Here is a 10,518-nt window from a genome sequence, read left to right on the forward strand (position 1 = left end):
GTTACTGCAATTGGGCTTGAGTATTTACCCTGTACTGGAGTAATGTCATCTTGTTGTTTATTAATAGAAAATCAAGCTTAAGTACTAACGAATGACTGACTAAATACACCACCACTTACTTGTCCTTTTCACAATTCCTTGGTTACGATAACCAGTTAATACAAATAAAAATAACCAGTGCGGGCAGGGCAGCCAGACCATGAAAATCATAGACAACATCAATCACCTGCTGGGTGATGAGCTGAAGGGCACGCTCACCCCCGGTTCCAGGCTGAAGATAGCGGCATCCTGCTTCTCCATCTACGCCTATGAGGCACTCAAAAAAGAGCTGTCGGATATTGAGTCGCTGCAGTTTGTTTTCACCTCCCCCACCTTCGTGGCCGATAGCGTCACCGACAAGCTGAAAAAAGAACAACGGGAGTTTTTCATTCCCAAGGCCGGGCGGGAAAAAAGCCTCTATGGCACCGATTTTGAAATTCATCTTAAAAACAAGCTGACCCAAAAGGCCATCGCCCGGGAATGTGCCAGCTGGATGCGGCGCAAAGCCACCTTTAAATCGAACAGCACCCATGCCCCCATGCAGCCCTTCGCCGTGGTTTCCGAAGGTGCCGAGAGCACCCTTTTTGCCCCCATCAACGGCTTTACCGCCGTGGACCTGGGTTACCAGCAGGGCGATGCGGTTTCCAACTTTGTCCACAAAATGGAACAGCCCGAGTTCACCGCCCAGTACCTGACGCTGTTCGAGCAAATCTGGAACGACCCGGAAAAACTGCAGGACGTAACAGACACCATCTGCCAGCACATCGAATCGGTATACAAGGAAAACTCACCCGAGAAAATCTATTTCATCATGCTGTACAATATCTTCAGGGAGTTTCTGGACGACCTCAATGAAGACGTGCTGCCCAACGACAGAACCGGCTATCAGGACACCCTGATCTGGAACAAGCTGTTCAACTACCAAAAAGACGCCGCCACCGGCATCATCAACAAACTGGAAAGCTACAACGGCTGCATACTGGCCGATAGCGTGGGCCTGGGTAAAACCTTTACCGCCCTGGCGGTGATGAAATACTACGAACTGCGCAACAAGTCTGTGCTGCTGCTATGCCCCAAAAAGCTGGCCGACAACTGGCTGAACTACAACCGCAACCTCAAAACCAACATCTTTGCCAAAGACAGGTTCAGCTACGATGTGCTCTGCCATACCGATCTCAGCCGCACCAGCGGCGAGTCTTTCGGTACTCCTCTCAATCGCATCAACTGGGGCAACTACGATCTGGTGGTGATCGACGAATCCCACAACTTTCGTAACAACGATGCCGTTAAAGACCGGGAAACCCGTTACCAGAAGCTGATGAACAAGGTCATTCGGGAAGGGGTTAAAACCAAGGTTCTGATGCTCTCCGCCACCCCAGTCAACAATCGCTTCACCGACTTGCGCAACCAGCTGGCGCTGGCCTATGAAGGAGACTCCAGCCAGCTGACCAAACACCTGAATACCACTAAGAGCGTTGAACAGATCTTCAACCAGGCCCAGGCCGTGTTTAACAACTGGTCAAAGCTGGAGCCCGAGCAAAGAACCGCCAGAGCCATACTGGATGCGCTGGATTTTGATTTTTTCGAGCTGCTCGACAGCGTGACCATCGCCCGCTCGCGCAAGCACATTCAGAGCTTTTACGACACCACCGACATCGGCCATTTTCCCGAGCGGCTCAAGCCACTGTCTTACCATTGCCCGCTCACCACCCGAGACGACGTGCTCGGCTTTAACCAGATCTTTGAACAGCTCCGGCAGCTCAAGCTGTCCATCTATGCTCCGGTCAGCTACATACTGCCCAGCCGGCTGAAAAAATACGAAGAGATGTACGACACCGAGGTAGCGGGTGGCGGAGCCAAGCTGAAGCAGGCCGACCGGGAAAAAAGCCTGGTGGCACTGATGACCACCAACCTGCTTAAACGGCTGGAAAGCTCCGTCGAAGCCTTTCGCCGTACCCTGCAATCGCTGCACGACAACCACCAGCGACTGCTGGGCATTATCGATGAGTTCTACCAGCGGGATGGCGTAACCGAGGTCAGCAGTCTGGTGGAGGCCCTGGATGCCATAGAAGCAGACGAAGACGAGCTGCCGTCCTACCACGACATGGAAGTTGGCAACAAAATCAAAATCAAGCTGGCCGACATGGATCTCACCTCCTGGCAACAAGACATGCAGGGCGACCAGGAATTAATCGCCGACCTGCTTGCTGTCATGGAAAAGGTGACCCCCGACGAAGACGCCAAGCTGCAACACCTCAAGGCACATCTGGCACAGAAAATGGCCAACCCCATCAACCCGGGCAACCGCAAGGTCATTATCTTTACCGCTTTTGCCGATACCGCCCGCTACCTGTATGAGCAGCTGGCACCGGAGCTGCGTAGTAGTCACGGCCTTCATTCCGCCATGGTCACCGGCGGCACCGGATTGCCCAAAACCACCCTGAAAACACGGCGTAAGGGCTATGACATTCAGGAAGTGCTGACCCTGTTTTCACCCCTGTCCAAGGCAAAGGCCAGCGTACTGCCCGACGAACCGGCCGAAATAGATCTGCTGATTGCCACCGACTGTATTTCCGAAGGGCAAAATCTGCAGGACTGCGACTACCTCATCAACTACGACATCCACTGGAACCCGGTGCGCATTGTGCAGCGTTTTGGCCGGGTGGATCGTATCGGCTCGCCCAACCAATGCATTCAGCTGGTGAACTACTGGCCCGATATTTCCCTGGATGAGTACATCAACCTCAAGGAGCGGGTTGAAAGCCGCATGACCATAGTGGACGTTACCGCCACCGGCGACGACAACGTGCTCAGCAGCCAGGCCAACGACATGGCCTACCGCAAGGAGCAGCTCAAGCGCCTGCAGGAAGAAGTCATTGAACTGGAAGATCTGAAAACCGGCGTGTCCATTACCGATCTGGGCCTGAATGAATTTCGCATGGACTTGCTCGCCTTGGTCAAGCAATACGGCGAGCCCCTTAACCAACCCAGCGGCATGCACGCCCTGGTGCACGCCAACCCGGCACTGGGGTTGGAGCCCGGCGTGATCTTTGCGCTGCGCAACCTCAACAACAGCGTGACCACAGATCAGCAAAACCGACTGCATCCCTTTTACCTGGTCTACATCAGCGAGCAGGGCCATACCCTGGCCAGCCACATAGACGTAAAACGGCTGCTCGATCTGTTGCGCACCTGCTGTAAGGGCCAGCAAGAGCCTATTGATGCCCTGTGCCGGCGCTTCAACGAAACAACGCAAGACGGGCAAAACATGGCGCACTATTCCGAGCTGCTAAGCCAGGCCATCGGCAGCATGATGGCAGTGAAGGAAGAAAAAGACATCGACAGCCTGTTTGGCGGTGGCGGTGGCAGCGGCAGCACCTCAGCCTTGGTCAACCGCATTCAGGGGCTGGACGACTTTGAACTGCTGGCCTTTATCGTGGTGCAAGCGCAGGAGACTGCCTGATGACACAGCCTCTTACGCCATATAGCTGGCAGTTTCCGCCACAAACGCGCTTTGACAAGGTGATCCCAAAAACCAGGTTCTATCAACAAGCTGCGGTGAACAGTGCTCTGCAGGCCCGCTTTGTGGAAGAGCTTGAGCAGATCATCTGGGCCTGCAAACTCGCGCCCGACACGGTAAACTTGCCCGCGACCGAAGCGGTAACGGAAATCCAGGTGTTTACCCTCAAGCTAAAGGGGGAAACCCTTGCCGAAGACGTGGTGGCCGCCATTGACAAGGCCATTCCCTTCCCCATTATTTTTGAGCTGCAGCGCACTCTGGGGGAAGACCGGCAGCAGCTGCGCTATCTGGCGGCCTACAAGCGTAAAAACGCCGCCGATGCCGCCAGCTGGGTGCGTTCGGAATTCCTGGACTCGGGCTGGATGTCTGCCGGCACGCCCCGCAGCGCCCTGCCCGCTGCCATTAACATGGAGCGTCTTTACCAGGTCCTGCTGGCCAGCCTGCTGCCCATTCCGGCACGAGCCGGCGAAAGCATGGACGAGGCCATTGCCCGGCTGGGCCGCCTACGCAAGCTGGACAAGCAGATAGCCACGCTGCGTAAAAAAATCGGCACCGAAAAACAATTCAAGCGCAAGGTCGAGCTTCACCGCGAGCTCAAGGCCCTGCAACACGAACAGAGCACCCTGAGCCAGAGCGAGGGACTCACCGCCCCTGAGGGCCTGAATAACTCCGACAGTTACTGTTGATGAAAAATAAACAGAGTGGATAAAAAATGGACCAACTGAAGATGCACAGCCCCGATATGTCTCAGCAGAACATTGAAAAAATTCGGGCGCTGTTTCCCAACTGCGTCACCGAGTCCCGTACCCAGGACGGCAACCTGCGTCTGGCGGTAGACTTTGATCTGCTCAAACAAGAGCTGTCCGACTCCATCGTGGAAGGCCCCCAGGAGCGCTATCACCTCAACTGGCCCGGCAAGCGCCAGGCACTGCTCACCGCCAATGCCCCCATTGCCAAAACCCTGCGCCCCTGCCGGGAAGACAGCGTCAACTTCGACACCACTCAGAACCTCTTTATTGAAGGGGATAACCTGGATGCCCTGAAGCTGCTGCAGGAAACCTATCTGGGTCAGGTCAAGATGATCTATATTGATCCGCCCTACAACACAGGCAAAGATTTTATCTACAAAGATGACTTCTCTTCATCAAAAGAAAGCTTTGAGAAAATGACTGGTGAGAGAAGTGATGAAGGAAACCGACTTATCGCAAACCCAGAAACCCGGGGGAGATATCACTCTGACTGGATGTCGATGATGTACACACGCTTGAACGTAGCCAAACGGCTGCTTAAGGATAATGGCATCATCATGATCAGTATTGATGATTATGAGCAAGCTGCTTTGCGAAAGCTAATGGACCAGGTTTTTGGAGAAAAAAACTTCATCGCACAGCTGGTTTGGGAGAAAGGCCGAAAGAATGACGCTAAGTTTTTTTCCGTAGGTCACGAGTACTTGCTTGTGTTCGCAAAAAATACTGCTCAACTTCGTGAAAAAAATGAGTCTTGGCGAGAAGAAAAGCCGGGAGCTCGAGACATATGGGAGGAGTTTCTCAGGCTTCAAAAAATCCATGGCAGTGACTTCAAAGCCATGGAAGAAGCAATATCTAAATGGTACTCCGACTTACCGAAAGGTCATCCGGCCAAAAAATGGGCCCGCTACAAACGCGTGGACAAGCATGGTCCATGGAGAGATCGTGATATTTCCTGGCCAGGTGGTGACGGCCCTCGATATGATGTTATCCATCCTGTCACGGGCAAGCCATGTGCTGTTCCTGAAGCAGGCTGGAGGTATTCATCTTCTGATGAAATGCAACGACAGATCAAGTTAGGGCTGGTGGAGTTTCGTGAAGATCATTCTGAGCCCCCCTTCAGAAAGGCTCATATCCGCCCAATTCCTGGTGAAACAGAAGAAAACCAGTTTGGTTCTGATATTGATGATGACAGTAGTGAGAACAGTGAAGAGGACGCTGAATTTGCTACTCAGGTACGTGGCTCCTACTTCTATAAACAATCCCAGGTTTCCGTAAAATATCTTCGCAACCTTATGGATGCAAAGGTATTTACCAATCCCAAAGACCACGATGAGCTGGCAAAGCTCATTGATTACGTTACCCCTAATGACCGTTCCGCTTTGATAATGGACTTTTTTGCCGGCTCAGCAAGTACGGCTCAAGCTGTAATGAAAGCCAATACAACCTACGGGACAAATCACAAGTTCATCATGGTTCAGTTGCCAGAAAGCTTGGAAGAAGCTGAAGCATCAACCACTGGAACCGCTAAAAAGACTGTTCAAGCGGCGATCAAAATGATGAAGAAGCATGGTAAGCCCTTAGTGCTTTCTGAAGTTTCAAAAGAGCGTATTAGAAGAGCTGGAGCAGCAGTTATCAATGAACCTTGTGACCCTGCTTGGAACCAGGATATCGGCTTCAGGGTATTGAAAGTAGATACCAGCAATATGGCCGATATCTACTACTCCCCCGATGCGGTCAGCCAGGGCAGCCTGGATCTGCTGGTGGACAATATCAAGCCGGACCGCACCGAAGAGGACCTGCTGTTCCAGGTATTGCTGGACTGGGGCATCGACCTGACGTTACCCATTCGCAAAGACAGCCTGTGCGGAAAAACCGTCTACAACGTGGACGATGGCGCTCTTGTTGCCTGCTTTGACCGCAATATCACTGAAGATCTGCTCAAGGCCCTGGCCGAGCAGGCCCCGCTGCGGGTGGTGTTCCGGGACGACGGCTTTGCCACCGACAGCCTTAAAATCAACGCCGAGCAAATGTTCAAGCAACTGGCTCCCGGCACCGACGTGCGGGCTATTTAAGGAGTCGTGATGAAAAGTGCCTTAGACAAGCTGAGCATCAGCGGCTTCAAGTCCATTCGCGAGCTGAACGACTTTGAACTGCGTCCACTTAACGTGATTGTGGGGGCCAACGGGGCCGGCAAAAGCAACCTGCTTTCATTCTTTAAAATGCTGCGCGCCCTCATGGACGGCACCCTTAACCGCTATGTGCGCGATAACGGCGGTGCCACCGACCTGCTGTTCAACGGCAACAAGGTCACCCAGAAAATGACCTTTGAAGCCCGCTTTGGCGACCGGGGCTTTCGCTTTAACCTGGTGCCCACCCCCAGCGACGGCTGCGCCATTGAAGACGAAGCTCGCTACTACAGCCACAGCCAAAGTGGCTGGTGGCTGCTGGGTGACAGCGACGATGGCAAATCAAAGATGGTAGCCGAGGTAGAACAGAACACCTTTGATTCTCGCTATTCCAAACCGGTTTACGACGCCATTTCCTCCTGGCAGATTTACCACTTTCACGATACCAGCGCCACCGCCGCCATGCGCAAATATGAAATCGTGCAAGACAACCGGGTGCTGCGCACCGATGCCGCCAATATAGGTCCTTTTCTACTCAGGCTGAAAAAACGTTACCATAACGATTATCAGGCCATTGTGGATGCCGTGCGTCTGGTTACGCCCTTTTTTGACGACTTTATTCTGCAACCCAGAACCAGCGGCGCCAAGGAAGAGGTCAACATCAGCTGGCAGCAAAAGGGCTCCGACTACCCCATGCAGCCCTATCACCTTTCCGATGGTTCTATTCGCTTTATTTGCCTGGCCACCGCCCTGCTGCAACCTAACCCACCAGCCACCATTATTATCGACGAGCCCGAGCTAGGGCTGCATCCTGCAGCCATTGTGATCCTGGCCGAGCTTATTCAGCAGGCAGCCACCCGCACTCAGGTGATAGTTGCCACCCAGTCGCCGGCCCTGCTCGACCAGTTTGCAGTAGAAGACATTGTTGTGGTCAAGCGTAAGGACGGTGCCTCCACCTTTGAACGCCTGAACGAACAGGATTATGCCAGCTGGCTGGAAAACTACTCACTGGGCGAACTCTGGATCAAAAACGTGATCGTCGGGGGCCCGGTTTATGAGTGATTACATCGAGGTGGTGGCCATTGTCGAAGGCAAGACCGAGCAGATCTTTATTGAATCTGTTCTGGCCCCCTATCTCGCCAACAAAATGATTTTCATGCACGCGACCCAGGTTTCCAAGCCCGGTCAAAAAGGCGGTGATGTGCGCTTTGAGCGGGTCAGACGCGATCTGGAAGCCCACCTCAAGCAGCGCCCCGACACCTATGTGACTACTTTTGTGGATTACTACGGCCTGCGGGAATGGCCGGGGATGGATGAAGTCACGCCCCAGGCCAGCCCGACGGACATAGCCGAATGCCTTAATAACGCCACCCTCAAGCTGGTGTCACAGTTGTTTTCCGCCCAGCAGGCCGATCGCCGATTTGTACCTTTTGTGGCTCTGCACGAGTTTGAAGCCTTGCTGTTCAGCGAGCCGGCCATTCTGGCCCGGGCACTGGGAGTAGCAGAGCAGGAAGTGGCCAAGGTGGTGCGTGCGTGCGGCGAGCCTGAGGCCATTAACAACAGTCCGCAAACCGCCCCATCCAAGCGCCTGAATAACTGGTCTGCCACCGGCAAGTTTGCCAAAACCACTCAGGGCATCACCATTGCTCAACAGATTGGCATTGCCCGTATACGAGAACAGTGCCCGCTGTTCCATCGCTGGATACACCATTTTGAAACCCTGGTAGGAGATCAGGCATGAAACTGAAATTCAAGGTTCAACCCTATCAGACCCAGGCGGTAGATTCGGTAGTGGACTGTTTTGTAGGCCAGCCACTGAGCTCGAACATGAACTACCGTATCGATCCCGGTGTATCCACCAACAAGCACGGCCAGGCTGGCTGGAATCTGTCGGATCAGGATGGCTTCAAGAACGCCGATCTGGTGCTGACCGAGCAGCAAATTCTGGACAACCTTCACAAGGTACAAAGCGGCCAGAACCTCCCCCTTTCCCCCGGGCTCAAGGTCTATCACGACGCCAACGGCAAGGCAAAGCCCGCCAGCTATCACCCCGGATCCGATATCAATCTGGATATAGAGATGGAAACCGGTACCGGGAAGACCTATTGCTACATCAAGACCATTTTCGAGCTGAATCAGAAATATGGCTGGAGCAAGTTCATCATGGTGGTGCCCAGCATCGCCATTCGCGAAGGGGTGCACAAGTCATTGCAGATCACCTCCGAGCACTTTGCCGAAAGCTACAGTAAAAAGGCGCGCTTTTTTATCTACAACTCCAGGCAGTTGCACCAACTGGAAAGCTTTTCGTCCGACAGCGGCATCAATGTCATGGTGATCAACATTCAGGCCTTTAACGCTGCCGGTAAAGACAACCGCCGTATTTACGAAGCACTGGATGATTTTCAGTCCCGTCGTCCTATTGATGTGATCAGTGCCAACCGCCCTATCCTGATCCTGGATGAACCCCAGAAAATGGAAGGCCAAAAAACCCTCGACGCCCTGGCCAAATTCAAACCGTTGATGGTGCTGCGTTATTCCGCCACCCACAAAACCACGCACCACAAGGTGCACCGACTGGATGCACTTGACGCCTACAACCAGAAGCTGGTCAAGAAAATTGCCGTGCGCGGCATTTCCGTCAGGGGCCTGGCCGGCACTACCGCCTATCTGTATCTGGAGTCCATCGAGATCTCCAAAAAGGCACCGGTGGCAAGGGTGGAAATGGAAGTTCGTCAGGGTACTGGCATCAAGCGTGTGATCAAACGGCTGAAGCTCGGTGACAACCTGTTTGACGAAAGCAACGAGCTGGAGCAATACCGTGGCTTTGTGGTCAGCCAGATAGACGCCAACAGCGATACCGTAGAATTTCTTAACGGCCATGTGCTGCAGGCCGGTGAAGCCACCGGCGACGTGACCGAAGACACCATTCGACGCATTCAGATCCGCGAAACCATTCGGGCCCACTTCGAGAAAGAACAGGTACTCCATGCCCAGGGTATCAAGGTGCTGTCGCTGTTTTTTATCGACGAAGTGGCCAAGTACCGGGACTACGAAGCGGAAGACGATAAAGGCGAATATGCCCGTATTTTCGAGCAAGAATACCAGCAAATAAAAGATGAATACCTGTCTCAGCTGCCGCTGGAAAACCAAGCCTACCGGGACTATCTGGAGAAAATCACTCCGGATCGCACCCACAACGGCTACTTCTCTATCGACAAGAAGACCAAACGGCTGAAGGATCCCAGCGTCAAGGCCCGGGGCGAAGATGCCGGGCAATCCGACGATGTAGATGCCTATGATTTGATCCTGAAGGACAAGGAAAAGCTGCTGTCGTTCGAGGAAGATACTCGCTTTATCTTCTCTCACTCGGCGCTACGCGAAGGTTGGGATAACCCCAACGTGTTCGTGATGTGCATGCTCAAGCACAGCGACAACACCATATCACGCCGTCAGGAAGTGGGCCGGGGCCTGCGCCTGTGTGTAAACCAGCACGGTGACCGCCAGGATAATCCAGCTACTGTTCACAGCATCAATGTGCTGTCGGTAATTGCCAGCGAAAGCTACAAGGACTTTGTCGGCAACTTGCAGCGTGAAATCAGCGAGTCACTGTCTGCCCGTCCGCGCAAGGCCGATGTGGATTACTTCACCGGCAAGGTAATGACTACCGACCAGGGCAAGGTTGAAGTCACCGCCGACCTGGCCCGGCAGATTTACCGGTACCTGGTGAAAAACGATTATACCGACGATAACGACGCCATCGCCCCGGCCTATCATTCGGCCAAGGCCGAAGGCAGCCTGGCAGCGCTGCCGGCAGAACTTGAGCCTTATCGGGATCAGATCCTTACTCTTATCGATGGCGTGTTCAGCGCTGCTGCATTGCCGGACATGGGAGACGACCGCAAGCCCAAAACCAACCCGCTCAACGACAACTTCCACAAAAAGGAATTCCAGTCGCTGTGGGCACGGATCAACAAAAAAGCCGTTTACAAGTAAGCGGCTAATTAACCGGTAAACCGGTGCCTACTCGGCATCCAGCGCGACGTTCCATGGCAGCAGATCAGTCAGATCGGCGCCGGGGGGCCGC

General features: G+C 53.7%; 6 protein-coding genes. All 6 read left to right on the top strand.

The window, feature by feature from the left end; genetic code table 11:
* Nucleotides 1-199: 199 nt before the first annotated feature.
* From HNR62_RS15750 to HNR62_RS15775, 6 genes are read left to right on the top strand one after another with little or no spacing between them, the layout of a single operon-like run.
* A complete protein-coding gene (locus HNR62_RS15750; protein ID WP_204797032.1) occupies nucleotides 200-3,502 on the top strand; it encodes a helicase-related protein in 3,303 nt (1,100 codons plus the stop codon).
* Nucleotides 3,502-4,245, top strand: coding sequence for a DUF4391 domain-containing protein (locus HNR62_RS15755; protein WP_204797033.1), 744 nt, complete (start codon nucleotides 3,502-3,504; stop codon nucleotides 4,243-4,245). Before HNR62_RS15750 ends, HNR62_RS15755 begins: the two co-directional genes overlap by 1 nt.
* A gap of 26 nt (nucleotides 4,246-4,271) precedes the next feature.
* The gene (locus HNR62_RS15760) at nucleotides 4,272-6,380 is read left to right on the top strand and encodes a site-specific DNA-methyltransferase (RefSeq protein WP_204797034.1); all 2,109 of its coding nucleotides are present in this window, start codon (nucleotides 4,272-4,274) and stop codon (nucleotides 6,378-6,380) included.
* Between the two features lie 9 nt (nucleotides 6,381-6,389).
* The gene (locus HNR62_RS15765; protein ID WP_204797035.1) at nucleotides 6,390-7,496 is read left to right on the top strand and encodes an AAA family ATPase; all 1,107 of its coding nucleotides are present in this window, start codon (nucleotides 6,390-6,392) and stop codon (nucleotides 7,494-7,496) included.
* Entirely contained in the window at nucleotides 7,489-8,175 is a 687-nt protein-coding gene (locus tag HNR62_RS15770) for a DUF4276 family protein (RefSeq protein ID WP_204797036.1), read from the top strand. The genes HNR62_RS15765 and HNR62_RS15770 overlap by 8 nt, the downstream gene beginning before the upstream one ends.
* A complete protein-coding gene (locus HNR62_RS15775; protein ID WP_204797037.1) occupies nucleotides 8,172-10,427 on the top strand; it encodes a DEAD/DEAH box helicase family protein in 2,256 nt (751 codons plus the stop codon). The genes HNR62_RS15770 and HNR62_RS15775 overlap by 4 nt, the downstream gene beginning before the upstream one ends.
* Nucleotides 10,428-10,518 lie beyond the last annotated feature (91 nt).

It is taken from the genome of Oceanisphaera litoralis, from assembly GCF_016907015.1.
In the GTDB taxonomy this organism is placed as follows: Bacteria; Pseudomonadota; Gammaproteobacteria; order Enterobacterales; family Aeromonadaceae; genus Oceanimonas; species Oceanimonas litoralis.

What these genes read in the sequence shown, in the direction of transcription:
- HNR62_RS15750 (WP_204797032.1), top strand. Translation starts at nt 200, where the DNA reads ATGAAAATCATAGACAACATCAATCACCTGCTGGGTGATGAGCTGAAG.
- HNR62_RS15755 (WP_204797033.1), top strand. Translation starts at nt 3,502, where the DNA reads ATGACACAGCCTCTTACGCCATATAGCTGGCAGTTTCCGCCACAAACG.
- HNR62_RS15760 (WP_204797034.1), top strand. Translation starts at nt 4,272, where the DNA reads ATGGACCAACTGAAGATGCACAGCCCCGATATGTCTCAGCAGAACATT.
- HNR62_RS15765 (WP_204797035.1), top strand. Translation starts at nt 6,390, where the DNA reads ATGAAAAGTGCCTTAGACAAGCTGAGCATCAGCGGCTTCAAGTCCATT.
- HNR62_RS15770 (WP_204797036.1), top strand. Translation starts at nt 7,489, where the DNA reads ATGAGTGATTACATCGAGGTGGTGGCCATTGTCGAAGGCAAGACCGAG.
- HNR62_RS15775 (WP_204797037.1), top strand. Translation starts at nt 8,172, where the DNA reads ATGAAACTGAAATTCAAGGTTCAACCCTATCAGACCCAGGCGGTAGAT.